The 24,781-nt window shown below is 64.0% G+C and carries 20 protein-coding genes and 1 tRNA gene; 3 read left to right on the top strand and 18 right to left on the bottom strand.

Annotated features, from left to right (window positions below; all coding sequences use genetic code 11):
- Positions 1–2: 2 nt before the first annotated feature.
- The 17 genes from AC25ND_RS18235 to AC25ND_RS18315 form a co-directional block, all read right to left on the bottom strand.
- The gene (locus AC25ND_RS18235; protein WP_062361140.1) at positions 3–2,054 is read right to left on the bottom strand and encodes a TonB-dependent receptor family protein; all 2,052 of its coding nucleotides are present in this window, start codon (positions 2,052–2,054) and stop codon (positions 3–5) included.
- Between the two features lie 151 nt (positions 2,055–2,205).
- Positions 2,206–3,675: an NADH-quinone oxidoreductase subunit NuoN gene (nuoN, locus tag AC25ND_RS18240; protein WP_028692468.1), complete on the bottom strand. Its 1,470-nt coding sequence runs from the start codon at positions 3,673–3,675 to the stop codon at positions 2,206–2,208.
- 7 nt (positions 3,676–3,682) lie between these two features.
- On the bottom strand, positions 3,683–5,215 hold the full coding sequence (gene nuoM, locus AC25ND_RS18245; protein ID WP_028692467.1) for an NADH-quinone oxidoreductase subunit M: 1,533 nt from the start codon (positions 5,213–5,215) through the stop codon (positions 3,683–3,685).
- Between the two features lie 40 nt (positions 5,216–5,255).
- On the bottom strand, positions 5,256–7,109 hold the full coding sequence (gene nuoL, locus AC25ND_RS18250) for an NADH-quinone oxidoreductase subunit L (RefSeq protein WP_486976476.1): 1,854 nt from the start codon (positions 7,107–7,109) through the stop codon (positions 5,256–5,258).
- Positions 7,106–7,414, bottom strand: coding sequence for an NADH-quinone oxidoreductase subunit NuoK (nuoK, locus tag AC25ND_RS18255; RefSeq protein WP_008096201.1), 309 nt, complete (start codon positions 7,412–7,414; stop codon positions 7,106–7,108). The genes nuoL and nuoK overlap by 4 nt, the downstream gene beginning before the upstream one ends.
- A 3-nt stretch (positions 7,415–7,417) precedes the next feature.
- On the bottom strand, positions 7,418–7,918 hold the full coding sequence (nuoJ, locus tag AC25ND_RS18260; protein WP_023631348.1) for an NADH-quinone oxidoreductase subunit J: 501 nt from the start codon (positions 7,916–7,918) through the stop codon (positions 7,418–7,420).
- Positions 7,919–7,928: 10 nt separating this feature from the next.
- Positions 7,929–8,477, bottom strand: a complete 549-nt coding sequence (gene nuoI, locus AC25ND_RS18265) for an NADH-quinone oxidoreductase subunit NuoI (RefSeq protein WP_003251442.1) — start codon at positions 8,475–8,477, stop codon at positions 7,929–7,931.
- An 11-nt stretch (positions 8,478–8,488) separates the two neighbouring features.
- Positions 8,489–9,496: an NADH-quinone oxidoreductase subunit NuoH gene (nuoH, locus tag AC25ND_RS18270; protein WP_028692465.1), complete on the bottom strand. Its 1,008-nt coding sequence runs from the start codon at positions 9,494–9,496 to the stop codon at positions 8,489–8,491.
- Complete coding sequence (gene nuoG / locus AC25ND_RS18275) at positions 9,493–12,207, bottom strand: NADH-quinone oxidoreductase subunit NuoG (RefSeq protein ID WP_062361143.1); 2,715 nt, start codon at positions 12,205–12,207, stop codon at positions 9,493–9,495. Before nuoG ends, nuoH begins: the two co-directional genes overlap by 4 nt.
- 132 nt (positions 12,208–12,339) lie before the next feature.
- Entirely contained in the window at positions 12,340–13,707 is a 1,368-nt protein-coding gene (nuoF, locus tag AC25ND_RS18280) for an NADH-quinone oxidoreductase subunit NuoF (protein WP_028692463.1), read from the bottom strand.
- Positions 13,704–14,201: an NADH-quinone oxidoreductase subunit NuoE gene (gene nuoE / locus AC25ND_RS18285; RefSeq protein ID WP_012313767.1), complete on the bottom strand. Its 498-nt coding sequence runs from the start codon at positions 14,199–14,201 to the stop codon at positions 13,704–13,706. Before nuoE ends, nuoF begins: the two co-directional genes overlap by 4 nt.
- Positions 14,202–14,203: 2 nt before the next feature.
- Positions 14,204–15,985, bottom strand: coding sequence for an NADH-quinone oxidoreductase subunit C/D (nuoC, locus tag AC25ND_RS18290; RefSeq protein ID WP_062361145.1), 1,782 nt, complete (start codon positions 15,983–15,985; stop codon positions 14,204–14,206).
- A 79-nt stretch (positions 15,986–16,064) separates the two neighbouring features.
- Positions 16,065–16,742 (bottom strand): NuoB/complex I 20 kDa subunit family protein, encoded by a 678-nt coding sequence (locus tag AC25ND_RS18295; protein WP_008096180.1) that lies wholly within the window; start codon positions 16,740–16,742, stop codon positions 16,065–16,067.
- Positions 16,743–16,751: 9 nt separating this feature from the next.
- The gene (locus tag AC25ND_RS18300; protein ID WP_028692461.1) at positions 16,752–17,165 is read right to left on the bottom strand and encodes an NADH-quinone oxidoreductase subunit A; all 414 of its coding nucleotides are present in this window, start codon (positions 17,163–17,165) and stop codon (positions 16,752–16,754) included.
- A 381-nt stretch (positions 17,166–17,546) separates the two neighbouring features.
- Positions 17,547–18,209 (bottom strand): lysoplasmalogenase, encoded by a 663-nt coding sequence (locus tag AC25ND_RS18305; protein ID WP_062361147.1) that lies wholly within the window; start codon positions 18,207–18,209, stop codon positions 17,547–17,549.
- Positions 18,210–18,478: 269 nt separating this feature from the next.
- Positions 18,479–19,804, bottom strand: a complete 1,326-nt coding sequence (gene aceA, locus AC25ND_RS18310; RefSeq protein ID WP_050706488.1) for an isocitrate lyase — start codon at positions 19,802–19,804, stop codon at positions 18,479–18,481.
- A gap of 494 nt (positions 19,805–20,298) precedes the next feature.
- Positions 20,299–21,063 (bottom strand): secretin N-terminal domain-containing protein, encoded by a 765-nt coding sequence (locus AC25ND_RS18315; protein WP_259370194.1) that lies wholly within the window; start codon positions 21,061–21,063, stop codon positions 20,299–20,301.
- Positions 21,064–21,205: 142 nt separating this feature from the next.
- On the opposite strand from AC25ND_RS18315, the gene AC25ND_RS18320 reads away from it, so the two are divergent.
- The 3 genes from AC25ND_RS18320 (at position 21,206) to AC25ND_RS18330 (ending at position 23,608) form a co-directional block, all read left to right on the top strand.
- Entirely contained in the window at positions 21,206–22,648 is a 1,443-nt protein-coding gene (locus tag AC25ND_RS18320) for a SulP family inorganic anion transporter (protein WP_182323363.1), read from the top strand.
- Between the two features lie 158 nt (positions 22,649–22,806).
- Positions 22,807–22,883: transfer RNA gene (locus AC25ND_RS18325), tRNA-Val, on the top strand.
- A 155-nt stretch (positions 22,884–23,038) separates the two neighbouring features.
- A complete protein-coding gene (locus AC25ND_RS18330; RefSeq protein ID WP_062361151.1) occupies positions 23,039–23,608 on the top strand; it encodes an SPOR domain-containing protein in 570 nt (189 codons plus the stop codon).
- A gap of 56 nt (positions 23,609–23,664) precedes the next feature.
- On the opposite strand, the gene AC25ND_RS18335 is transcribed toward AC25ND_RS18330, so the two are convergent.
- On the bottom strand, positions 23,665–24,684 hold the full coding sequence (locus tag AC25ND_RS18335) for a helix-turn-helix domain-containing protein (protein WP_062361153.1): 1,020 nt from the start codon (positions 24,682–24,684) through the stop codon (positions 23,665–23,667).
- Positions 24,685–24,781 lie beyond the last annotated feature (97 nt).

Genomic DNA, 24,781 nt, shown 5'->3' on the forward strand with positions numbered 1-24,781 from the left:
GATTATCGGAAGCTGTAGGAAACCCCCGCATACACCCCAAACCCTTCACCCGGCGTCGAGCGGGCGATGTCTTGCCCGGCATCGTTGTACCCCGGCGTCACCGTCGCCGCGTAACGTTTGTTGGTCAGGTTGCGCAGGTCGAGCCAGGTCTGCCAATCCCGTTTCGGCGAATCCCAGCCCAGGCGCGCGCCGAGCAGGGCGTAGGCGTCGGCGTGGTAGCTGTTGGCGTAGTCCACCTGCACCTTGGAGGCCATCTGCGTGTTAACCCCGGCATGGAAGCCGCTCGGCCAGTCGTAGCGCAGTTCGGCCTGGTAGTAGTGCATGGGGATGCCGGGCAGGCGGTTGTCGCCGAACGTGTCGTCGTCGCGGTAGTGGAAGTCGCTGAAGGTGTAGGCCTGGCGCAAGCTGAGCTTGCCGGTGCCCGGTTGTTCCCAGAGCAGGCTGTCCAGGCCGGCCTCGATGCCCTGGTGCACGGTGGGGCTGGCGTTGAACTCCTTGAACGGCAAGCCTTGCACGACTTCCACGTTTAACAGTTCGTGGCGTACCTGGGCGTAGTACCAGGCCAGGTCCCAGCGTCCCAGTGCCGAATCGCCGCGGGCGCCTAGTTCCAGGGTGGCGGCGGTCTGGTTCTGCATCTTCATGGGTTGGTTGGCGACTGGCGCACTCCAGACCAGCGACCACGGGTGCGGCGGCTCCACCGAGCGACTGAGGTTGCCGTAGACCTGCAGGTCCGGGCGGAGGTCGTAACGCAGGCCCAGGCGTGGGGCGTAGTCCCAGTCATGCTGACTGACCTTGCCGCCACTGGTTGGGTAGGTGACGTCGCTTTCGCGGCGGGTGTAGATCATCGCCAGGCCCGTGGTCAGCCACAGGTCCGGAATCAGCTCCAGGTCGTTGCCTGCATGCAGCACGGTGTCCGAACCCTGGTAGCTGAAATCGCGGGTGCGGGCACCGAAATTGTCGCCGCCGGGGCGAGCGAACTGCGAAGCGCCGCTGTTGGGCAGGTGCTTGGTGGTGCGCCAGCCGAGGGTGGTCTTGCTCTCATGACCGAACAGGGTGTCGCGACGCAAGTAGTTCAGCGTGCCACTGACATCGGTGTAGGCGACCTTAAGGCGCATCGGGCCTTCGCGCAGGTCCATGGGGTAGTCGTGATAGACCAGCCCCGCCTCCAGGCGCGAATCGTCATCCAGGAAGAAGGTGGTCTTGTTGCCCACCCAGGTGCTGCCCGGTTGCGGGCGTCTGTCGTCGCGGGCCAGGTAGGCTGGATTGGCGGCACGGGGATGGTGCTTGATCTGGTCCTTGGTCAGGCGTCCGGCCAGGTCGTTCTCGGTTTCCCGGTAGCGCAGGTAGAAGCGCGTCTCCAGGTTCGGGTTGAAGCGGTAGCCGACGTTGGCGGCGATGCCCTTGGCGCTGCCGCTGCTGTGGTCCTGATAGCCGTCGTACTCGGCATCGGTCAGGGCCACGTAGTAGTCGAGGTTGCCCAGCACCTGTCCGGTACTGATGTGCCGGCGCTGGTAGCCACGGCTGCCGACTTCGTAGCGCACCTGCAAGGGCGCGGCATCGTGACCGGTGTGGGTCACATAGTTGATCGCGCCACCCAGGGCCAGCGAGCCCTGGTCGAAGCCATTGGCGCCGCGCAGCACCTCGGCGCGGCTCAGCCACAGCGGTTCGAACAGTTCATAGGGCGTGCCGCCCGGGCCGGTCAGCGGCAGGCCGTCGAACATCGTGTACACGCCCGAGCCGTGGGCGCCCGGCGCGCGGTTGATGCCCGAACCACGGATCGACAGCTTGATGCCGTCGTTGCCCGCCGACTGGGCGAACACCCCCGGCTGATAGGCCAGCACGTCCTGGTTGCTGGCCACCCGGCCCTGGCCCACCTTGTCCATGTCCACCAGGTTGCTGGCGCCGGGGATTTCGCGCAGCTGGTCGGCGGCGGCTTCCAGTTCGGATTGCTGCCGGTCCTGGATCAGCACCTGGTCGAGTTCGACGCGATTGGCGGCCTGGGCGGTGCCGGCGACGAACAGGGCCAGCAGGGAGTAGGGGAGGGTGGGGCGCATGGGTACGGGGTTCCAGATCGAATGCGGGAGTCTGACGCTGCAAAGGGCAGACGAAGCACAGTGGTCGATCGGTAATGGCCATGGGGCCGCAAAGCGGCCCCAAAAAAGAACACCCCGCCGAGGCGGGGTGTCTTGTGACGCAGTCAGCCGATCAGCCGATCAGTTGCAGACCCGCCTGCTGCACCATCTCCAGCAGCGGCTGCGGGTACACACCGAGCACGAAGGCGAGGATGGCGATGGCCAGCAGCATCACGCCGCCGGTGCGCTGTTCCCACTTCAGCGGAGCGTCGTGGCGACGCAGGTTCGGCTCGACCAGGTACAGGGTGACCATGACGCGCAGGTAGTAGTACACGCCGATGGCGCTGCCGATCACCAGGGCGCCGACCAGCCACCACAGGTGCGACTCGACGCCGGTGGCGATGATGTAGAACTTGCCGATGAAGCCCGCGGTCAGCGGGATACCGGCCAGCGACAGCATCATCACGGTCAGTACCGCGGTCAGGTACGGACGGCGCCAGAACAGACCGCGGTACTCGTACAGGGCGTCGGCGTCACGGCCGGCATACGGCGAGGACATCAGGGTGATCACGCCGAAGGCGCCCAGGCTGGTGATCACGTAGGTGACCAGGTACACGCCCATGGCTTCCAGGGCCAGGCCTTTGCTGGCGACCAGGGCGATGACCAGGTAGCCGAAGTGGGCGATGGACGAGTAACCGAGCAGACGCTTGAGGTTGCTCTGGGTCAGCGCCAGCAGGTTGCCAATGATGATCGAGGCAACCGCGATCACCGCCAGCACGGTGCTCAGCACGCCGCTGCTGGCGGCAGGGGAGAGCATGAACAGGCGCACGACCACGGCGAACACCGCGACCTTGCTGGCGGTGGCCAGGAACGCGGCGACCGGCGCCGGGGCGCCTTCGTACACGTCTGGGGTCCACAGGTGGAACGGCACCAGCGACAGCTTGAAGGCCAGGCCGACCAGCATCATGCCCAGGCCCAGTTGCGCCAGCAGGCTCGGCATGCTGGTGGCGGCCAGGGCCTTGCCCAGCTGGTCGAAGGTCAAGCTGCCTGCGTCAGCGTACAGCAGCGCCATGCCGAACAGCAGGAAGGCGGAGCCGGCGGCCGACAGCACCATGTACTTGATGCCGGCTTCCAGCGAGCGCTTGTTGAAGAAGGCGTACGCCACCAGGCCGTAGACCGGCACCGACAGCAGCTCAAGGCCAATGAACAGGCCAGCCAGGTGGTTGGCGCTGACCAGCACCAGACCGCCCAGTGCCGACATCAGCAGCAGCAGGTACAGTTCTTCACGGTTGCCCGGGAAGCCCTTGGAGCCTTCGCCCAGGTAGGCGTGGGCGAGGGTGACGCAGGCCAGCGTCGCCACCAGGATGATCGCCATGTACAGGCAGGCGAACTTGTCGATGGTCACAAGCGAGGTGACTGCCAGCGGCGCGACCTTGAGCGCCGGCAGGATCGACAGCAGGGCCAGGTTCAGGCCCACGGTGGACAGCAGGAAGGTCTGCGAGTGGTTGCGCTTCCAGGCGATCGCCAGCATCACCACCACCGTGGTGAGCGTGGTGATCAGCATCGGCGCCAATGCGATGAAGTGTTGAGTGGTGAATTCCATAGCGCTCTTACCGGGCCGAAGCGAGTTGAGTGAAAGCGGAACCGAGCCACTGCTGCACACCGCTCATGGTGGCGGCAGAGGTGTCCAGGAACGGCTGCGGATACACGCCCAGCAGGATCAGCAGGCCCGCCAGGCCCAGCACCATGATCAGCTCGCGACCGTCCATGCCGGCCAGCACGGTGTCGGCCTTGGCCGGACCGAAGTAGGCACGGTGGATCATGATCAGCGAGTACACCGAGCCGAAGACCAGGCCGGTGGTGGCGATCACGGTGATCCATGGGACGTGGGCGAAGCTGCCGATCAGGATCAAGAATTCGCCGACGAAGTTGCCGGTGCCCGGCAGGCCCAGCGATGCGGCGGCGAAGAACAGGCTGATGGCCGGAAGATAAGCGATGCGGTGCCACAGGCCACCCATCTCGCGCATGTCGCGGGTGTGCAGGCGCTCGTACAGCTGGCCGGCCAGGATAAACAGCGCGGCGGCCGACAGGCCGTGGGCCAGCATCTGGATCACCGCGCCCTGCAGGGCCTGCTGGCTGCCGGAGTAGATGCCGATCAGCACGAAGCCCATGTGCGAGACGCTGGAGAACGCCACCAGGCGCTTGATGTCGGTCTGGGCGAAGGCCAGGAAGGCTCCGTAGAAGATGCCGATCAGGCCCAGGGTCATGGCGATCGGCGCGAACTCGGCCGAGGCGTTCGGGAACAGCGGCAGGGCGAAGCGCAGCAGGCCGTAGGCCGCGGTCTTCAGCAGGATGCCCGCCAGGTCCACGGAACCTGCGGTCGGCGCCTGGGCGTGAGCGTCAGGCAGCCAGGAGTGGAACGGCACCACCGGCAGCTTCACCGCGAAGGCGATGAAGAAGCCCAGCATCAGGAGGTACTCGACGCCGGCCGGCAGTTCGGCCTTGAGCAGGTCGCTGTAGTTGAAGGTGATCACGCCAGTGCTGTTGTAGTTGACCAGCACCAGGCCGAGGATCGCCACCAGCATGATCAGGCCGCTGGCCTGGGTGAAGATGAAGAACTTGGTCGCCGCGTAGATGCGGGTCTTCTTGCCGTCGGAGGAGCTGTGACCCCAGAGCGCGATGAGGAAGTACATCGGCACCAGCATCATTTCCCAGAAGAAGAAGAACAGGAACAGGTCCAGGGCCAGGAACACGCCGACCACGCCGCCGAGGATCCACATCAGGTTGAGGTGGAAGAAGCCGACGTGGCGCTGGATCTCTTTCCACGAGCACAGCACCGACAGCACGCCGAGCAGGCCGGTGAGCAGGATCATCAGCAGCGACAGGCCGTCGAGGGCCAGGTGGATGCTGATGCCGAAGCGCTTGATCCACTCGACCTTGTATTCGAGGGCCCAGGCGGGCTCCGCGCCAGGGGCGGGAGCCAGGGTGTAGTTGCCGTTCGCCCACAGCCACAGGCCGATGCCGAGCAGCAGGGACATGGTCAGCAGCGCGATCCAGCGCGGCAGGGTGGCGCCGAAGCGCTCACCCAACCAGCACAGGAAGCCGCCGATGAAGGGGATCAGGATCAGCCAAGGCAAAATCATGACGGGTTGGTTTCCTTTGGCAAAGTCGCAAGATTCATAGTCATACCGCGGCCACTACCACGGCACCGAGCACCAGCACGGCACCCACGGCGATCGAGGCGGTGTACCAGCGCAGCTGGCCGGTCTCGGTCTTGCTCATGGCGACGTGACCGCCGCGAGCCAGGCGAGGAATGAGGCCGATGCTGCGGTCAACCGGGTCCTTGCGCAGGATGTGGCTGATCAGCAGGTAAGGTTTGACGAAGAGCTTGTCGTAGATCCAGTCGAAGCCCCAGGCGGCGAACCACCAGGCCGACAGGACGCGACCGATACCGCTGTTGGCAACTGCGGTGACGAAGCGGCGCTTGCCCAGGAACAGCAGGGCCGAGAGCAGGATACCGGCGATGGCGATGGCGCCCGAGGCGATCTCCAGCGAATGCTTGGCTTCGCCACCGGCGTGGCCTGCGCTTTCAGGCAGCACGCCTGCCAGCGGCGGGTGGATCCAGGCGCCGATGAAGGTCGACAGCACGATCAGCACGCCCAGCGGCAGCCAGTGGCTGATGCCGTGGCCGGCGTGGGCTTCGGTCTTGGCTTCGCCGTGGAAGGCGATGAAGATCAGACGGAAAGTGTACAGCGAGGTCATGAACGCACCGACCAGGCCGGCGTACAGCAGGCCGCTGTTGCCGCTGGCGAAGGCTTCCCAGAGGATCTCGTCCTTGGAGTAGAAGCCCACGGTCAGGATCGGCAGGGCGGCCAGGGCGGCGCCACCGACCACGAAGCTGGCGTAGGCCAGCGGCAGTTTCTTCCACAGGCCGCCCATCTTGAAGATGTTCTGCTCGTGGTGGCAGGCGACGATCACCGCACCGGAGGCAAGGAACAGCAGGGCCTTGAAGAAGGCGTGGGTCATCAGGTGGAAGATCGCCGCGTCCCAGGCGCCGACGCCCAGTGCCAGGAACATGTAGCCGATCTGGCTCATGGTCGAGTAGGCGAGGATACGCTTGATATCGGTCTGTACCAGGGCGGCGAAGCCGGCCAGGATCAGGGTCACGCCACCCACGACGCCGACCAGGTGCAGGACGTCCGGCGCCAGCAGGAACAGGCCGTTGGTACGGGCGATCAGGTACACGCCCGCAGTCACCATGGTGGCCGCGTGGATCAGTGCCGAAACAGGAGTCGGGCCGGCCATCGCGTCGGCCAGCCAGGTCTGCAGCGGCAGCTGGGCCGATTTACCGACCGCGCCACCCAGCAGCATCAGGGTCGCCAGGACCATCCAGGTGTCACCAGCCTGGAACTTCTGCGGTGCCAGCACCAGCAGTTCCTGAACGTTCAGGGTACCCAGCTGGACGAACAGGATGAACAGGCCGATGGCCATGAACACGTCGCCGATGCGGGTGACGATGAACGCCTTTAGCGCCGCGTTACCGTTGTTGCGGTTGCTGTAGTAGAAACCGATCAACAGGTACGAGCACAGGCCCACGCCTTCCCAGCCGAAGTAGATGAACAGCAGGTTGTCGCCCAGCACCAGGAACAGCATGCTGGCGATGAACAGGTTGGTGTACGAGAAGAAGCGCGAATAGCCGGCTTCGCCACGCATGTACCAGGAAGCGAACAGGTGGATCAGGAAGCCCACGCCGGTGACCACGCCCAGCATGGTGACCGACAGGCCATCCACATACAGGGTGAAGTTCGGCGCGAAGCCGTCCACCGACATCCACTGCCACAGCAGCTGGCTGTACGCGCCGCCTTCAGGCGGGGCGACGTTGAACTGCCAGATCACATAGGCGGCGGTGGCCGCCGACAGACCGACCGAGCCGACGCCGATCAGCGCCGACAGGTTCTCGGACCAGCGGCCGCGCGAGAACGACAGCAGCAGGAAGCCGATCAGGGGGAATACGAACGTCAGGAAGATAAGGTTCATCCGCGCATCTCACTGGCAGCATCGATGTCGAGAGTGTGGAAGCGGCGATACAGCTGCAGCAGGATCGCCAGGCCAATGCTGGCCTCGGCGGCTGCCAGGCTGATCACCAGAATGAACATCACCTGGCCGTCGGGCTGGACCCAACGGGCACCGGCGACGATGAACGCCAGTGCGGAGGCGTTCATCATGACTTCCAGGCTCATGAGCACGAAGAGGATGTTGCGGCGGACCATCAGGCCAACCAGACCTAAGCAGAACAGGATGCCGGCGACCGCCAGACCATGCTCGAGAGGGATAGCACCCATGATTTACTCCTTCGCCTCGTTGCGGCCCAGGTGGAAGGCGGTGACGGCTGCCGCGAGCAGCAGCATCGAGGCCAGTTCGACCACCAGCAGGTAAGGGCCGAACAGGCTGATGCCGACTTCCTTGGCGCTGACGGTGGTACCGCTGATGGCGGCGCCCGACGGGGTGACGAACAGCACGTACAGCAGCTCCAGCAGCAGCAGGGCGGCGAGGATCACCGGCCCCGCCCAGATGCCGGGCTTGAGCCAGCCGCGCTCCTGGGCGACCGAAGCCGGTCCGAGGTTGAGCATCATCACCACGAACACGAACAGCACCATGATGGCGCCGGCGTAGGCGATCACTTCCAGGGCGCCGGCGAATGGCGCACCGAGGGAGAAGAAGATCATCGCCACGGAGATCAGCGAAATGATCAGGTAGAGCAGGGCGTGCACCGGGTTGGTGCCGGTCACCACGCGCAGCGTGGAGACGACGGCGACACCGGATGCGAAGTAGAAAGCGAATTCCATCTTTCTGTCCTTATGGGAGCAAGCTCTTCACGTTGATCGGCTCGGCTTCGTTCTGCGCAGAGCCTTTCGGCTTGCCAGCGATCGCCATGCCCGCAACACGGTAGAAGTTGTAGTCAGGGTTCTTGCCGGGGCCGGAGATCAGCAGATCTTCTTTCTCGTACACCAGGTCCTGACGCTTGAACTCGGCCATTTCGAAATCCGGAGTCAGCTGGATCGCGGTGGTCGGGCACGCCTCTTCGCACAGGCCGCAGAAGATGCAGCGCGAGAAGTTGATGCGGAAGAACTCGGGGTACCAACGGCCGTCCTCGGTCTCGGCCTTCTGCAGCGAGATACAGCCGACCGGGCAGGCCACCGCGCAGAGGTTGCACGCCACGCAGCGCTCCTCGCCGTCGGGGTCGCGGGTGAGGACGATGCGGCCACGGTAGCGCGGCGGCAGGTACACGGGTTCTTCGGGGTACTGCAGGGTGTCGCGCTTGCGGAACCCGTGGGAGAACACCATGGCCAGGCTGCGCAGCTGTGTGCCGGTGCCCTTAACGATGTCGCCGATATACTTGAACATGGGTCAAATCCTCACTGGGCCGCGACGGCTGGCGTGTTGTAGAGCACGATCGCAGCGGTCACCAGCAAATTGATCAGGGTCAGCGGCAGGCAGAACTTCCAGCTGAAGTCCATCACCTGGTCATAGCGTGGGCGCGGGATCGAGGCGCGCAGCAGGATGAACAGCATGATGAAGAACGCGGTCTTCAGGGCGAACCACAGGAACGGTACTTGCGGCAGGATACCGAACGGACCGTGCCAGCCACCGAAGAACAGGGTTACCAGCAGCGCCGAGATCAGGATGATGCCGATGTACTCACCCACGAAGAACATGCCCCATTTCATGCCGGCATATTCGATGTGGTAGCCGTCGGCCAGTTCCTGTTCCGCTTCCGGCTGGTCGAACGGGTGACGGTGAGTCACGGCGACGCCAGCGATGAAGAAGGTGCAGAAGCCGAAGAACTGCGGAATGATGAACCACAGGTTCTGGGCTTGATAATCAACGATGTCGCGCATGTTGAACGAGCCCACCTGCACCACCACGCCCATCAGCGCCAGGCCCAGGAACACTTCGTACGACACGGTCTGTGCCGAAGCCCGCAGGCTGCCCAGAAGGGCGTACTTGTTGTTCGACGACCAGCCGGCGAACAGCACGGCGTAGACCGACAGACCGGCCATGGCGAAGAAGAACAGCAGGCCGATGTTCAGGTCGGCCACGCCCCAGCCCGGGGTGATCGGGATGATCGAGAAGCCGATCAGCAGGGCGCTCATGGCCACGACCGGTGCCAGGGTGAAGATCATCTTGTCGACGAAGGGCGGGTTCCAGTCTTCCTTGAAGAACATCTTCAGCATGTCGGCTGCGATCTGGAACATGCCGAACGGGCCGACACGGTTCGGACCGTAGCGGTCCTGCCACCAGCCCAGCAAGCGTCGTTCGACGAAGCTGAGCAGCGCGCCGCAGACCACCACGGCCAGCAGCACCACGATGGCCTTGACGACCTGAATGATCACATCGATCACTTCGGGGGTGAACCAGCTCATTGTGCTGCCTCCTGCAGGCCTTCGACGGCTGCACCGAAGATGGCGGGCGGAATGCCGGCCAGGCCTTTGGGCAACGCAACCAGGCCAGCGCCCAGTTCTTCATTGATACGCAGCGGCAGACGCAGCGACACGCCGGCCACGTTCAGGCTCAGCAGCGCGCCGTCGTTGACGCCCAGGCGGTCGGCCTCGGACTTGGCCAGGGCGACGTAGGCGGCCGGGATGCGCTCCTGCACCGGGGCGGCGCGCGAGGAGGACTCTTCGCTGCCGAACAGGTGGAAGAACGGTACGGCGGTCCAGGTACCGCGGGCCGGGTTGAACGCGCCCGGAATGGCGGTGAACCAGTTCAGGCGGTCGCCCTGCGACTCGATCAGGCGCACGCCCGGGTCACCGGCACGCAGGTGGCCACCCACTTCGTCCTGGAACTTGTTCCAGGCTTGCGGCGAGTTCCAGCCCGGCGACCAGGCGAACGGCACTTGCTGGCGCGGCTCGGCCGAGCCCGAGTAGCCTTCCATGGAAAAGGCGAACGCGGTGTCCTTGTCCTGTGGGGTACGCGGCTCGTGCACGCTGATGTTGGCGCGCATGGCGGTGCGGCCCGAGTAGCGCAGCGGCTCACGGGCCAGCTTCATGCCCTTGATGCGGAATGCGGCGCTTGGTGCGGCGTTGACGATGCCGGCCAGTTGCGGGGCGGCTTCGGCGCAGGCGCTGGTGACGTGGTCCAGCTGGGTCCAGTCCACCGGCTTGTTGAGCAGGGTGGCACGCAGGGCGTGCATCCAGCGCCAGCCTTCGTGAATCTGGATGCTGCTGTCCAGGTACTGCGGGTCGAACACCTGGAAGAAGCGCTGGGCACGGCCTTCCTGGCTGACCAGGGTGCCGTCGCCTTCGGCGAAGGAGGCGGCCGGCAGCACCAGGTGGGCGCGGTCGAGGGTCGGGGTCTTGGAGTGGTCGGCAACGATCACTACCTTGGCGGCGGCCAGGGCGGCGTCGACCTTGGCAGCCGGTACGCGGGCGTACAGGTCGTTTTCCAGCACGACGATGGCGTCGGCCTTGCCGCTGATGACCGCGTCCAGGGCGGCGTCGACGGACTCGCCGCCCATCATCGCCATGCCGAGGCTGTTGGCCTCAGGCACGACCAGGCTCAGCGAACCGTTCTTCTCGCGCAGCTTGAGGGCCTTGGCGATGTTGGCGGCGGCTTCGATCAGCGCTGGATCCGCCAGGGAGGTGCCGGCGACCACCAGAGGGCGGTTGGCGGCGACCAGGGCGTCGGCGATGCGCTGGGCCAGGGCCTTGGCTTCCTCGTCCAGGCCGGCGACGGCAGGCGCGCTCGGGTCGATGGCGTGGGCCACGGCGAAACCGATGCGGGCGAGGTCAGCGGGAGCGGCGTGTACACACTCTTCGGCGACGTCGTCCAGCTTGGTTTCAGCCAAGGATGCGATGAACAGCGGGTACAGCGCGTGCTGGCCGATGTTCTTCACCGCGGCGTCCAGCCAAGGCTGTACGCGCATGGCGTCGGCCATGGCCTCGGCTTTGCCCTTGGTGGCCTGGCGCACGGCCAGGGCGAGGCGGGCGGCGGTCTGGGTCAGGTCTTCGCCGAGCACGAACACGGCGTCGTGGTCTTCGATGTCGCGCAGGGTCGGGACCGGCAGCGGGCTGTCATTCAGCACGTTCAGCGCCAGTCTCACGCGGGCCAGTTCGCCAGCTTCCATGCCCGAGTAGAAGTACTCGGCGCCGACCAGCTCACGCAGGCCGTAGTTGCTCTCGAGGCTGGCGCGTGGCGAGCCGATGCCGACGATGGTGCGGCCGCGCAGCAGGTCGGCGGCCTTGTCCAGGGCGGCGTCCAGGCTCAGCTTGCTGCCATCGGCGAGGAACGGCTGGCGTGGACGGTCCTTGCGGTTGACGTAGCCATAACCGAAGCGGCCACGGTCGCACAGGAAGTACTGGTTCACCGAGCCGTTGAAGCGGTTCTCGATGCGGCGCAGTTCGCCGTAGCGCTCGCCGGGGCTGATGTTGCAGCCGCTGGAGCAGCCATGGCAGATGCTCGGGGCGAACTGCATGTCCCACTTGCGGTTGTAGCGCTCGGAGTGGGTCTTGTCGGTGAACACACCGGTCGGGCAGACCTCGGTGAGGTTGCCGGAGAACTCGCTTTCCAGCACGCCGTCTTCGACGCGACCGAAATACACGTTGTCGTGGGCGCCATACACGCCCAGGTCGGTGCCGCCAGCGTAGTCCTTGTAGTAGCGCACGCAGCGGTAGCAGGCGATGCAGCGGTTCATCTCATGAGCGATGAACGGGCCGAGGTCCTGGTTCTGGTGGGTACGCTTGGTGAAACGGTAGCGGCGCTCGTTGTGGCCGGTCATTACCGTCATGTCCTGCAGGTGGCAGTGACCGCCTTCCTCGCACACCGGGCAGTCGTGCGGGTGGTTGGTCATCAGCCATTCGACGACGCTGGCGCGAAACGCCTTGGACTCTTCATCGTCGATGGAAATCCAGGTGCCGTCGGAGGCAGGGGTCATGCAGGACATGACGATACGACCACGGGTGTCGTTCTCGTCGGTGTACTGCTTGACCGCGCACTGCCGGCAGGCGCCGACGCTACCGAGCGCCGGGTGCCAGCAGAAATAGGGGATGTCGAGGCCGAGCGACAGACAGGCCTGTAACAGGTTGTCCGCACCGTTGACTTCGAGCGCTTTGCCGTCTACGTGGATAGTGGCCATTGTTCAAAGTTCTTCGTTGGCCCGCGTGGGCGGGCGTGGCTAATGGAAATCGGTGAGCTCGCGGCCAGCCACGAATCGTTCGGGCCGGCCGGCGAGCTGGCGGATGGCACGGACCATCCGCTGTTCATCTTGTTATGCGCCGACCACGATCGGCTTCGCCAGGTTCGGGCGCAGGGCTTCGCTACCAGCACTGGCTGGGGCTACACCGGCCTCGAATTCCGAGCGGAAATATTTGATGGCACTGCCCAATGGCTCGACGGCACCTGGTGCGTGAGCACAGAAGGTGCGGCCTGGGCCGAGGAAGTTGACCAGACCCAGCAGGGTCTCGATGTCTTCGGCGCGGCCCTGGCCTTTCTCCAGGGCGCGCAGCATCTTCACGCTCCACGGCAGGCCGTCGCGGCACGGCGTGCACCAGCCGCAGGATTCGCGGGCGAAGAACTCTTCCATGTTGCGCAGCAGCGAGACCATGTTGATGCTGTCGTCGACCGCCATGGCCAGGCCCGTACCCATGCGGGTACCGACCTTGGCGATACCACCGGCGTACATTTGTGCATCGAGGTGCTCGGGCAGCAGGAAGCCGGTACCGGCGCCGCCTGGCTGCCAGCACTTGAGCTTGAAGCCGTCGCGCATGCCGCCGGCGTAGTCTTCGAACAGCTCGCGGGCGGTGACGCCGAACGGCAGTTCCCACAGGCCGGGGTTCTTCACCTTGCCGGAGAAGCCCATCAGCTTGGTGCCGTGGTCCTCGCTGCCTTCACGGGCCAGCGACTTGTACCAGTCGTTGCCATTGGCGACGATGGCCGGCACGTTGCACAGGGTCTCGACGTTGTTGACGCAAGTCGGCTTGCCCCACACGCCGACCGCGGCAGGGAAGGGCGGCTTGGAGCGTGGGTTGGCGCGGCGGCCTTCCAGCGAGTTGATCAGCGCGGTTTCTTCACCGCAGATATAGCGGCCGGCGCCGGTGTGCACGAACAGCTCGAAGTCGAAGCCCGAACCGAGGATGTTCTTGCCCAAAAGGCCTGCGGCCTTGGCTTCGTCAATGGCGCGGTTGAGGTTCTTTGCCGCAGTGGTGTATTCGCCACGCAGGAATATATAGCCGCGGTAGGCTTTCAGCGCACGGGCGCTGATCAGCATGCCCTCGACCAGCAGATGGGGCTGTTGCTCCATCAGCATGCGGTCTTTCCAGGTGTTGGGCTCCATTTCATCCGCGTTGCACAGCAGGTAGCGGATGTTCATGGATTCATCTTTGGGCATCAGGCCCCACTTCACGCCAGTGGGGAAGCCCGCGCCGCCACGGCCCTTGAGGCCGGAGTCCTTGACGCTCTGCACGATGTCGTCGGCGGACATGTCGGCCAGCGCCTTGCGCGCGGCGGCGTAGCCGTTCTTGGACTCGTACTCGGCAAGCCAGACCGGCTCGCCGTCGTCACGCAGGCGCCAGGTCAGCGGGTGGGTTTCGGCGGTACGCGCAATGCGGTTGGCCGGGCCGAAGGAAGTGATGGTCATACGTAACCCTCCAGCAGCTTGGAGACGCCGGCAGGCTGCACGTCGCCAAAGGTGTCGTCGTCGATCATCAGCGCCGGGGCCTTGTCGCAGTTGCCCAGGCAGCATACCGGCAGCAGGGTGAAACGGCCGTCTGCGGTGGTCTGGCCGAGGCCGATGCCCAGCTCGCTCTGGATCTGGCTGACCACCGATTCATGGCCGCCGATGTAGCAGACCATGCTGTCGCACACGCGGATGATGTGGCGACCGACTGGCTGGCGGAAGATCTGGCTGTAGAAAGTGGCCACGCCCTCGACGTCGCTGGCGGGGATGCCCAGCACTTCGCCAATGGCGTAGATGGCGCCGTCCGGCACCCAGCCGCGCTCTTTCTGGACGATCTTCAGGGCCTCGATGGACGCCGCGCGCGGGTCCTCGTAGTGGTGCATCTCGTGCTCGATGGCCGAGCGCTCGGTTTCGCTCAGGGCGAAACGGTCGGTTTGGATAAGCGTGCTGTTCATGCTTAGCGGTCCACGTCAGCCATAACGAAGTCGATACTGCCCAGGTACGCGATCAGGTCCGCGACCATGCTGCCTTTGATCACCGAAGGGATCTGCTGCAGGTGCGGGTAGCTCGGGGTACGGATCCGGGTGCGGTAGCTCATGGTGCCGCCGTCGCTCGTCAGGTAGTAACTGTTGATGCCCTTGGTCGCCTCGATCATCTGGAACGACTCGTTGGCCGGCATGACCGGGCCCCACGAGACTTGCAGGAAGTGGGTGATCAAGGTCTCGATGTGCTGCAGGGTGCGCTCTTTCGGCGGCGGCGTGGTCAGCGGGTGATCCGCCTTGTACGGGCCTTCCGGCATGTTGCGCAGGCACTGGTCGATGATGCGGATACTCTGGCGCATCTCCTCGACGCGGACCATGCAGCGATCGTAGGCATCGCCGTTGTGGGCCAGCGGCACTTCGAACTCGAAGTTCTCGTAGCCGGAGTAGGGGCGCGCCTTGCGCAGGTCGAAGTCGCAGCCGGTGGCTCGCAGGCCGGCACCGGTGGTGCCCCAGGCCAGGGCTTCCTTGGTGTTGTACGCGGCGACGCCGATGGTACGACCCTTGAGGATGCTGTTCTTGAGCGCGGCCTTCTCGTACTCGTCGAGGCGCTTGGGCAGCCATTCGACGAAGTCCTTGACCAGCTTGTCCCAGCCGCGCGGCAGGTCGTGGGCGACGCCACCGATGCGGTACCAGGCCGGGTGCAGGCGGAAACCGGTAATCGCTTCGATCACGGTGTAGGCGCGCTGGCGGTCGGTGAAGGTGAAGAACACCGGGGTCATGGCGCCGACGTCCTGGATGTAGGTACCCAGGAACAGCAGGTGGCTGGTGATACGGAAGAATTCGGCGAGCATCACGCGGATGGTGTCGACCTTCTGCGGCACCTTGATACCGGCGAGTTTTTCCACCGCCAGGACGTACGGCAGGTTGTTCATCACCCCGCCGAGGTAGTCGATACGGTCGGTGTAGGGAATGAAGCTATGCCATGATTGACGCTCGGCCATCTTCTCGGCGCCACGGTGGTGGTAGCCGATGTCCGGGACGCAGTCGACGATCTCTTCGCCGTCCAGTTGCAGGACGATGCGGAAGGCACCGTGGGCCGAAGGGTGGTTCGGGCCGAGGTTGAGGAACATGTAGTCCTCGTTGGCACCGTGACGCTTCATGCCCCAGGCTTCGGGGTTGAAGCGCGCCGATTCCTCTTCAAGCTGCTGCTTGGCCAGGGTCAGGCTGTAGGGGTCGAACTCGGTGGCGCGGGCCGGGTAGTCCTTACGCAGCGGGTGGCCTTCCCAGGTCGGCGGCATCATGATGCGGCTCAGGTGCGGGTGGCCGGCAAAATCGATGCCGAACATGTCCCAGACTTCGCGCTCGTACCAGTTGGCGTTCGGCCAGATGCCGGTCACGGTCGGCAGGTTCAGGTCGCCCTCGCTGAGCGACACCTTGATCATCACGTCGCTGTTACGCTCGACCGACAGCAGGTGGTAGAACACGCTGAAATCGGCGGCGGGCAGGCCACGGCGCTGGGTGCGCAGGCGCTCGTCGACGCCGTGCAGGTCGTACAGCATGCTGTACGGCTTGGCGACGCCGCGCAGGAAGCTGAGCACTTCCTTGAGCTGGGCACGTTTTACCCACAGTACCGGCATGCCGGTGCGGGTTTCCTGGGCGACGAACGCGTCGGCGCCAAAACGGTTGTGCAGTTCGACGACCACATCCTGGTCGTCAGCCTTGTAGGGCGGAATATAAATAGCGTTGTCCGCTGTCATGGTCTCGGTCGCTTTGGGTCAGCGTTAAGAATGAAGCCAGGCCGCCGGCTCCTTCGGGAGCGGGCGGCAGGTCGCTGGATCAGACTTCGTCGGGGCTGCGCAGGTTGGTTACCGCAATGCGCTGTTCGCGACGCAAGTCTTTCTGGGCGGGCATCTCGGCACGGTAGATGCCTTGATCACCAACCACCCAGGAAAGCGGGCGTCGTTCTTGGCCGATCGACTCCTGCAGCAGCATCAAGCCTTGCAGGAATGCCTCGGGGCGCGGCGGGCAGCCAGGCACATAGACGTCCACGGGGAGGAACTTGTCGACCCCCTGAACGACCGAGTAGATGTCGTACATGCCGCCGGAGTTGGCGCACGAACCCATGGAGATGACCCACTTGGGCTCGAGCATCTGCTCGTACAGGCGCTGGATGATCGGCGCCATTTTGACGAAGCAGGTACCGGCGATGACCATGAAGTCGGCCTGGCGCGGCGAGGCCCGGATGACTTCGGCGCCGAAGCGGGCGATGTCGTGGGGTGCCGTGAAGGCCGTGGTCATTTCCACGTAGCAGCAGGAAAGGCCGAAGTTATACGGCCAGAGGGAGTTCTTGCGACCCCAGTTGACCGCGCCACGCAGCACATCTTCGAGTTTCCCCATGTAGATGTTCTTGTGGACCTGGTCTTCCAGCAGTTGATCGGTGACGGTTTCCCGCTCACCGACCGGATACTGCTCGTTGGGTGCGTCCGGATCGATTCTGGTGAGATTGTATTGCATGCCAAAGCCTCATTGTTTCAGCTTCGCTTGCCGCTTGCGGCGACCTTCGGGAGCCCAATCGAGCGCCCCGACGCGCCATAGGTAGACAAGACCTGCCAACAGAATTGCTATGAAAATGAGAGCTTCGACGAATCCGGTCCAGCCGCTTTCGCGGACGGACACAGACCATGCATACAGGAAGAGGGCTTCGATATCGAAGATCACGAACAGCATCGCGACCAGATAGAATTTGGCGGACAGGCGCAGGCGGGCGCTGCCGACGGGCAGCATGCCGGATTCGAAGGGTTCGTTCTTGGCGCGACCCCAGGCCTTGCTACCGAGCAGGCTGGACAGGCCGAGCATGAAGGCACACAGGCCGACGACACCCAGGAGGAAGATGGCAAAGCCCCAGTTGTGGGCGATGAGTCCTGCCGAATCGGACATGCTAGAAATCCTTATACAGAGACCCAGCTCTGCAGTCTGAAATAAAGTAGAGCGGCGACGTGGTGTCGCAGACGCAGTGACCAAATGTCGCAGCTGAATCAATCGCGCTGATTTTATGGGTAAACCCAGTGCAAGTAAAATTTCCGTTGCAAATTTATTCGTAGGTTTAAGAACAAAAATCTTTCGTAACTGGCTGAAACCCTTGAGTTTCGGGCATTGGGCGCGGATTTGTTAATTATGTTTCTTGCCCCGCGTAATGACGGGCTAATTTCGTAATGATAATTAATATCATTTGATCTGGCCTGTAATGTTTTTGCTGTTCTGGCCCTTGCAAAGTTCATCTGCCGAGCGCCCCTCTTGCAAATGCGAAAAACTCTCGTTCTAGCAGCTTCCGGCGCTGCGCGTACCGCTCTGGATCAATACTTTGTCGCTTGCGTCGCGGCTGACCGACGCTGCGATCAGCCACTGGCCGAGCCAGTAGAAGAGGATGATCAGGTACTCGGCGGCGGCGAACGGGCTGACGAAGCGGTCGATGCCGATCAGGCTGTCGGAGAACACGAAGGCGCAGGCGCCCAGCGCGGCCAGGCCACCACAGGCCAGGGCGCGCCAGAGCATGGCGCCGATGGTCAGGGCGTAGAGTACCACCGGGATCAGCAGTGGACCCAGGCCATGGCCGGCGAGCAGGCCGAACAGCGAACCGCCGATCAGCACGGCGAAGGCCAGGGCCGGGTAGGCCGGGCGCCATGTGAGGCTGCAATAGCCGCGCAGGTAGGCCAGGTGGGCGCAAAGAAACGCCGCGAGGCCGAACACGAACAGGTCACGGGGAATGGCCAGGAGTATGTCGCCAAGCACTGAGAAGGCCAGGCCGACGATGATCCAGCGACGATAGGGTGTGACGGGGGTGGTGCTCAGCCAGGCAATCAGGGCAAGCACCGGAATGGGTTTGACCAGCAGGCCGAGCAGGGCGTTGTCGCTGGTCAGCGCATATAGATAGACGGCGGCGGCTGCGACGGCGAGGGTGAGCAGGTGGCCAGGGCGGGGCATGGGCAGTCCTTGCTGTGGGGTAGCCACAAGCTTAGACCTGATCCTGGTTTTTGCTGGTAATGCGGTCCCTGTAGGAGCTGCCTTGTGTCGCAAAGGGGGGGGGGCACGGAGCGGCCCCAGGATTTCAGCTTCGCAGCCGAAATTGCCGGGGCCGCTCTGCGGCCCTTTCGCGACACAAGGCCGCTCCACAGGGGGCGTTTGGCCTGAAAACAATGAAGAAGGCCCGGAATCCTCGCGAATCCCGGGCCTTGCTCAACAGCTCACTGCACTCAGTGGAACTGCTCTTCCTCGGTCGAACCGGTCAGTGCGGTCACCGACGAGGCGCCACCCTGGATCACGGTGGTCATGTCGTCGAAGTAGCCGGTACCGACTTCCTGCTGGTGCGCCACGAAGGTGTAGCCTTTGCTCGCGTCGGCGAATTCCTGCTCCTGCAGCTTCACGTAGGCGGTCATGTCGTTGCGGGCGTAGTCGTGCGCCAGGTTGAACATGCCGTGCCACATGTTGTGGATGCCGGCCAGGGTGATGAACTGGTGCTTGTAGCCCATGGCCGACAGCTCGCGCTGGAACTTGGCGATGGTGGCATCGTCCAGATTCTTCTTCCAGTTGAAGGAAGGCGAGCAGTTGTACGACAGGATCTGGTCCGGGTATTCCTTCTTGATCGCCTCGGCGAAGCGACGGGCTTCTTCCAGGTCCGGCTTGGCGGTTTCGCACCAGATCAGGTCGGCGTACGGGGCGTAGGCCAGGCCGCGGGCGATGGCTTGGTCGAGGCCGGCGCGCACCTTGTAGAAGCCTTCACGGGTACGCTCGCCGATCACGAACGGCTGGTCGTACGGGTCGCAGTCGCTGGTCAGCAGGTCGGCGGCGTTGGCGTCGGTGCGGGCCAGGATGATGGTCGGCACACCCGAGACGTCGGCGGCCAGACGCGCTGCAACCAGCTTCTGCACGGCTTCCTGGGTCGGCACCAGGACCTTGCCGCCCATGTGGCCGCATTTTTTCACCGAGGCCAGCTGGTCTTCGAAGTGGACGCCGGCGGCGCCCGCTTCAATCATGTTCTTCATCAGCTCGTAGGCGTTCAGCACGCCGCCGAAACCGGCTTCGGCGTCAGCCACGATCGGTGCGAAGTAGTCGATGTAGCCATCGTCGCCCGGGTTCTTGCCGGCTTTCCACTGGATCTGGTCGGCGCGGCGGAAGGCGTTGTTGATGCGCTTGACCACGGTTGGTACCGAGTCGACCGGGTACAGCGACTGGTCGGGGTACATCGACTCGGCCGAGTTGTTGTCGGCGGCAACTTGCCAGCCGGACAGGTAGATGGCCTGGATGCCAGCTTTTACCTGCTGCACTGCCTGGCCACCGGTCAGGGCGCCCATGCAGTTGACGAAATCTTTTTCTGGGCGGAAGGATGGGTGGGCACCTTCGGTGACCAGCTTCCACAGTTTTTCTGCGCCTTGGCGAGCAAAGGTGTGCTCTGGCTGCAGCGAGCCACGCAGGCGAACGACATCAGCGGCGGTGTAGGTACGGGTCACGCCTTTCCAGCGCGGGTTTTCGGCCCAGTCTTTCTCGAGGGCTGCAATTTGCTGTTCGCGTGTCAGTGCCATGGAAATAAACCTCGTCGCATCGATCTTGAGTGTAATTGTGCTGATGCTCGGATACGCGGATCAGAAGCCAGGCGGCTGTCCTGTCCGGGGGCGTGCGGCGGCGAACGCAGAAGGCTCGAAGGGGGAAGGGGTGTGCGGCCAGGCGAAGGTGTGCCCTGCAGGTCGGCTCGTGGTTGCCTTGCTGCGGTGCGACGCGATTACCAGAACTGCGGTGATGCGCTTCCGTCCCTCGGGACAACTTCTTCGTTGCAGTCGCAATCCCGTCGAACCGCCTTGTGGGCCGTATGGACACGAGGTGCCTCCACGGTGGGAGGAGCGCACCTCGAAGACCCTTGCCAGGGCCTCTGATTAGCGGGAGCGAGGCCATCATGCCCTTGGCGAAAAGAGCCTGTCAAATGTTTTGTAGTGCTTTTTTCTGCTTACTACATCTTTGGTCTAATGCGACTTGGCGGTCAGTTTCAAGGCCTTTGGTCGAGGCCTTGAATTGCCTGGGTTCAGTCGAGAAGATCGACTTTGACGCGCAGAGTCATGTTTTCACCGCGCTGAGTGCTGTAACTGAGGCTTGAAGCGCTGCGTTCGGATTGGCTCTGCTGGTTGAACCCGGCCAGGGTGATCCACTCGCCGAGCTTGCCGGTGACGGTCGTGTCGGTGCTTTGAACTTTCACTACATCGGCACGTTCCTGGCTCATTCGATCATTATTGGTGCTGATTTGCAGACGAACCGTGTCGCCGCTCAGGCGTGGCGTGACGTAGAAGCCTTGGGTGACATTGCGGTATTCGGTGTTGCTCTGGAGGCGCCCGTAACCATCGGTGGCGGTGCTGGTGACGGGAATGCTCTGGCCCACCTGGATCAGTGCCGGCTGCCCGTCGCTGGCCTGCACCTGCTGCACGCCGCCTTCGCGATTGGCTGTGCCGTAGCGGATCACGCGGGCGTTGCCGTGGTTGTCCTGGAAGTTGCTGTCGTTGTTGTCGACGCTGATCAGCAGGCGCTTGGGCGCGGTGTCGAGCTGTTGCAGCAGGGCGCGCAGATCGTCGATGCGTTCCTGGCTGGCGTTGACGATCAGCTTGTCCTCGAAGGTGCTGACGCTGCCGTCCTTGCCCAGGAGCGACTGGGCGGCGGGCAGCAGTTCGGCGCTGCTGCGGTGTTGCAGGGGGATGACCTCGGTGGCGGCCTGGGCGGTGAGGCTGGCGGCCAGCAGCAGGGAGGCGAGCAGGGGGCGTAGCGGCATGTCCATGATCTCCGCGGGTGGAATGGACATGATGGCAAATTTGCGTGCAACTTGCCGTGCGGATTGGCGGTGGCTGCTGTCAGACAAAATCCGTAACATCGCGCCCTCGATTTTCAGGCTCATTACTCAAGTCTCCACAGCGTGGGAGCTTGAGGTTGTCTACAGGACCTCCATGAAACCCGCCCGACTACGCGCCGACCTGCTCGCCGGCCTCACCACTTCGTTCGCCTTGGTGCCGGAGTGCATCGCCTTTGCCCTGGTGGCACACCTCAACCCGCTCATGGGGCTGTATGGTGCCTTCATTATCTGTACCCTGACCGCCTTGTTCGGCGGTCGTCCCGGCATGATCTCCGGCGCCGCCGGCTCCATGGCGGTGGTGATCGTCGCCCTGGTGGTGCAGCACGGCGCCCAGTATCTGCTGGCCACGGTGCTGCTCGGCGGTGTGGTGATGATCCTGTTCGGCGCGCTGCGCCTGGGAAAGCTGGTGCGACTGGTGCCTTACCCGGTGATGCTCGGCTTCGTCAACGGCCTGGCCATCGTCATCGCCCTGGCCCAGCTGGAGCACTTCAAGGACGGCGAGCACTGGCTTGGCGGGACGCCGCTGTACCTGATGATCGGCCTGGTGGCGCTGACCATGCTGGTGGTCTACATCCTGCCGAAGCTGACCCGGGCTGTGCCGCCGGCGCTGGTGGCGATCCTCGGTGTCGGCCTGTTGGTCTACCTGCTTGGCCTGCCGACCCGCACCCTCGGCGACATGGCCCATATCGCCGGCGGCCTGCCGCACCTGGCCCTGCCGGAGGTGCCTTGGAACCTCGAGACCCTGAAGATCATCGCGCCTTACGCATTCCTGATGGCCATGGTCGGCCTGCTGGAAACCCTGCTGACCCTTAACCTCAGCGACGAGATCACCGAGAGCCGCGGCTATCCGGACCGCGAGTGTGTGGCGCTGGGCGCGGCCAACATGGTCTCGGGCCTGTGCGGTGGCATGGGCGGCTGCGCGATGATCGGCCAGACCGTGATCAACCTCAGTTCTAATGGCCGTGGGCGCCTGTCGGGCGTGGTGGCCGGGGTGATGATCCTGCTGTTCATCCTGTTCCTGTCGCCGCTGATCGAGCGCATTCCGCTGGCGGCGCTGGTGGGGGTGATGTTCGTGGTGGCCCAGCAGACCTTCGCCTGGGCCTCCCTGCGGGTGCTGCACAAGGTGCCGGTAAGTGATGTGCTGGCGATTATCGCCGTGACCGTGGTCACGGTGTTCACTGACCTGGCCACGGCGGTACTGTTCGGCATCGTCATCGCCGCGATCAACTTCGCCTGGCAGCATGCGCGGGAGTTGTATGCCGACAGTCATGTGGACGGCGAGGGCAGCAAGCATTACCAGGTCCATGGCACGCTGTTCTTCGCCTCGACCACGCCGTTTCTCAACCAGTTCGATCCGGCCAATGATCCGGCCAGGGTCACCCTGGACTGCCAGCACCTGAGCTTTGTCGATTATTCTGCGGTGGCGGCGCTGAAGACCTTGCGCGAGCGGTATGCCAAGGCAGGCAAGCAGTTGCGGGTGGTGCACTTGTCGGAGCGTTGCAGGAAGCTGCTCAGGCGTGCGGGGGAGCAGCACTGAGTGTGTGCTGGCGAGCAGGATTGTTGTAGAGGGTCTTGGGCCTGGGCACTGCGCGTCCAAGCAGAGGTCGCGTTAAGCTGATTCGCAAAGTTTTTGATTTTTTTGAAAAAACCGCTTTACAGACGCACGATCGATGACTAATATGCGCCCCACACGACAGGCACATAGCTCAGTTGGTTAGAGCACCACCTTGACATGGTGGGGGTCGTTGGTTCGAGTCCAATTGTGCCTACCAAACCTGAAGAGGGCGATCCGTAAGGATCGCCCTTTTTGCTTTGTGCCGTTCCACCGTTGCCGACATACGCTGCAACCTTCCACCTTCGCCTCATCCCTGCGGCCGAGCTGTCCGCTCATGCTAGAATCCGCCCCTTCGAATCTGGAGGTACAGGCGTGCGCAAACTGGCGGTGGTAATGGCGGTGTTGGCCCTGGCGGGCTGTAACAACGAGGTCGAAGGCGTACACAAGCAGGTGGCCGAACACCTGAACAACCCCAAGACGGCCAAGTTCGCCAACGTGCGCTTCGACACCCAGGGCTCTATCTGCGGCCAGGTGCGTGGCAAGGACGACGCCGGGCAGTACGAAGCGTATCGCAGCTACGTGGCGATCAAGCATGATGGGCAATACGAAATCCTCATCGACGAGACCGGCAACAACCTGCGCATTCGTGAAGTCTGCGGGGGCGCCGACCTGCAGCGTCGCGCCGAGGCTCTGGCCGACCAGCCGGCGCCGGAGGGCTGGGACGTGGAGGTGATCCAGGGGCCGAACATGGGCGCCCTGAGCGACATGACCGCGCGCCTGATCGAGAAGGGCATTCCGTCCTGGGTCGAATACCGCGAGGGCAAGCCGGTGGTGCTGATGGGGCCGTTCCCGGCCAAGGCCGATGCCGATGCGCGCAAGGCCGAAGTGATGGCCAAGCTGGGCACTGACTCGATCGTCATCCAGCACGGCGTCCAACGCTGATTGTCGACCGTGGCTTGGGGGCATTGCCCAGGTTGCGGTGCGGACCGCTTCAACGGCTAGCGATCAGTGCTGATGTCCTCGAACACGCTGATCAGATGCTGCGGTTGCCCATCTGCTCGGCGTTCCAGCGAGGTGCGCGCCCGCACCCAAATATAGTGCCCGTCCTTGTGGCGCACGCGTTTCTGCACCTCGTAACGGTCGATCTCGCCGGCCAGCATGCGCCTCAGTAGCGCCAGGTTGTCCGGCAGGTCGTCGGGGTGGGTGATCTGCTGGAAGGTCGTGCCGTACAGTTCGTCTTCACTGTACCCCAGCAGCTCGCAAAAACTGCCGTTGACCCGCTGCCAGCTGCCATCTGGGTCGATGTAGGCCAGCGCGCCCCAGGCCAGTTCGAAGATGGTGCGAAAACGCGCTTCGCTCTGGCGCAGCTCCTCTTCGGCCACCTTGCGCTCGGTGTTGTCCATGCTGATGCCGACCATTTTCACCGGGCGCCCGACACTGTCGCGCAATACCGTGGCGCGCGAGGCGATCCAGCGCTGGCCGCCGTCGGGGCGGGTGATGCGAAAATCGCATTCGCAGCCGGTGCCGTCGGCGACCGCCTGGGCATACATGCCCTGCATGTGCTGGGCGTCATCGACATGGATGTGTTCCCAGAAGTCCTCGTTACGACGCAACGGCCAGCCATACACCGCCTCGACGTTGGGCGAGTAGGTCACTTCGTCGGTGACCAGGTTCCATTCCCAGGTGACGATGCGCGCGCCCTCCTGGGCCAGCTTCATGCGCGTCTCGCTTTCCATGATCTCGGCGGTGTAGCGGCGGCGCACGTCGGTCATCGGCAGCTCGACCACCTCGGCCTGCTGCACGCTGTGCAGGGCCTCCTCGCCGTAGCGCAGCCAGATCCAGTTGACCTTGAGCAGGTCGGCCAGGCGGCGCAGGTTGTCGTAGTCGATCTCGCCGCCGCGGGTCCACTTGTGCACCGCGGTGCGCGAGATTCCCAGCGCCGTGCCCACGGCTTGCAGGGTCAGCTTGTGGTGTTCGAGCAGTTCCTTGAGGCGAAAGGCGAAGCTGTTTTCGGTCATGGGCGCTGGATCCTTGGGCGGGCACGAAGGGGGCAGTATACCCGAGCTGTCAACTTGAGGTTGACGGGGTGGTTGCCGGGCATGTCGGGGCCGGTTA

The organism is Pseudomonas sp. P110(2024) (assembly GCF_057480795.1).

Coding starts and splice junctions, on each gene's coding strand:
- nuoL (WP_486976476.1), bottom strand. CDS start 7,109: ATGAACCTTATCTTCCTGACGTTCGTATTCCCCCTGATCGGCTTCCTG.
- AC25ND_RS18295 (WP_008096180.1), bottom strand. CDS start 16,742: ATGCAATACAATCTCACCAGAATCGATCCGGACGCACCCAACGAGCAG.
- nuoF (WP_028692463.1), bottom strand. CDS start 13,707: ATGACCATCACTTCCTTCGGCCCGGCCAACCGCATTGCGCGTACCGCC.
- nuoN (WP_028692468.1), bottom strand. CDS start 3,675: ATGGAATTCACCACTCAACACTTCATCGCATTGGCGCCGATGCTGATC.
- nuoJ (WP_023631348.1), bottom strand. CDS start 7,918: ATGGAATTCGCTTTCTACTTCGCATCCGGTGTCGCCGTCGTCTCCACG.
- nuoE (WP_012313767.1), bottom strand. CDS start 14,201: ATGAACAGCACGCTTATCCAAACCGACCGTTTCGCCCTGAGCGAAACC.
- AC25ND_RS18235 (WP_062361140.1), bottom strand. CDS start 2,054: ATGCGCCCCACCCTCCCCTACTCCCTGCTGGCCCTGTTCGTCGCCGGC.
- AC25ND_RS18305 (WP_062361147.1), bottom strand. CDS start 18,209: ATGCCCCGCCCTGGCCACCTGCTCACCCTCGCCGTCGCAGCCGCCGCC.
- aceA (WP_050706488.1), bottom strand. CDS start 19,804: ATGGCACTGACACGCGAACAGCAAATTGCAGCCCTCGAGAAAGACTGG.
- nuoK (WP_008096201.1), bottom strand. CDS start 7,414: ATGGGTGCTATCCCTCTCGAGCATGGTCTGGCGGTCGCCGGCATCCTG.
- nuoI (WP_003251442.1), bottom strand. CDS start 8,477: ATGTTCAAGTATATCGGCGACATCGTTAAGGGCACCGGCACACAGCTG.
- AC25ND_RS18335 (WP_062361153.1), bottom strand. CDS start 24,684: ATGACCGAAAACAGCTTCGCCTTTCGCCTCAAGGAACTGCTCGAACAC.
- AC25ND_RS18300 (WP_028692461.1), bottom strand. CDS start 17,165: ATGTCCGATTCGGCAGGACTCATCGCCCACAACTGGGGCTTTGCCATC.
- nuoM (WP_028692467.1), bottom strand. CDS start 5,215: ATGATTTTGCCTTGGCTGATCCTGATCCCCTTCATCGGCGGCTTCCTG.
- nuoH (WP_028692465.1), bottom strand. CDS start 9,496: ATGAGCTGGTTCACCCCCGAAGTGATCGATGTGATCATTCAGGTCGTC.
- nuoG (WP_062361143.1), bottom strand. CDS start 12,207: ATGGCCACTATCCACGTAGACGGCAAAGCGCTCGAAGTCAACGGTGCG.
- nuoC (WP_062361145.1), bottom strand. CDS start 15,985: ATGACAGCGGACAACGCTATTTATATTCCGCCCTACAAGGCTGACGAC.
- AC25ND_RS18315 (WP_259370194.1), bottom strand. CDS start 21,063: ATGTCCATTCCACCCGCGGAGATCATGGACATGCCGCTACGCCCCCTG.
- AC25ND_RS18320 (WP_182323363.1), top strand. CDS start 21,206: ATGAAACCCGCCCGACTACGCGCCGACCTGCTCGCCGGCCTCACCACT.